At 59.0% G+C, this 507-nt stretch carries 2 protein-coding genes; both read right to left on the bottom strand.

Going from position 1 to position 507, the window contains the following annotated elements; genetic code table 11:
• Nucleotides 1-54 precede the first annotated feature (54 nt).
• Nucleotides 55-318, bottom strand: coding sequence for a hypothetical protein (locus ADAD_RS0115175; RefSeq protein WP_139020494.1), 264 nt, complete (start codon nucleotides 316-318; stop codon nucleotides 55-57).
• Nucleotides 311-507, bottom strand: a 197-nt coding sequence (locus tag ADAD_RS17280; RefSeq protein ID WP_010415647.1) for a DUF7940 domain-containing protein, incomplete at its 5' end; no start/stop codon positions are given. The genes ADAD_RS17280 and ADAD_RS0115175, both read right to left, overlap by 8 nt.

Here is a 507-nt window from a genome sequence, read left to right as displayed (position 1 = left end):
TCGCGCAATCCGTCGCACACGGCGTTCAACGTTTCCGTCGTGCCGTCGTCAAGTTCAATCGTCGGGTTGACGGTCGCGCTTGGCTTGGCGGTCGCGCAAGCGGTCACGGGCAGAATTAGGCACAGTATCAACAGGCGTCGCATTGTCGATTTCCTTTCGTTCCTTGACGTATTCTTTGATAGCGTCGTTTTCCATTTCATTGCGCGTAGCCTTTTCGGCGTCTTTGCGCGTCTTCCGGGTATACCCGAAAAACGCCGCCACAAGCCCCGCAACGATTGCCAGTGTGGGCAACAGGTCGCCCAAAAGCCCGTTAAGCATGGTCGCCCCCTTTCGGCCCCTGTGCGCGGCCTGTGCGGCCCGGTTGGTCTTTCAGGCGACCGACGATAACCCCAAGGGCCACAGCCGACACAATGAAGGGTCGCCATTCGTCGGGAACGTAGGCTTTCACGTCGTCGGGCAACGAAGCCCATACAAAGGGCAGAACCGCAAGCAACGCGGCAATCTGCA

Origin of the sequence: Citromicrobium sp. JLT1363 (assembly GCF_000186705.1) — a bacterium.
GTDB lineage: Bacteria > Pseudomonadota > Alphaproteobacteria > Sphingomonadales > Sphingomonadaceae > Alteriqipengyuania.
Note: the sequence above shows the minus strand (reverse complement) of the source record. Positions and strands in the feature narration are given on the sequence as shown.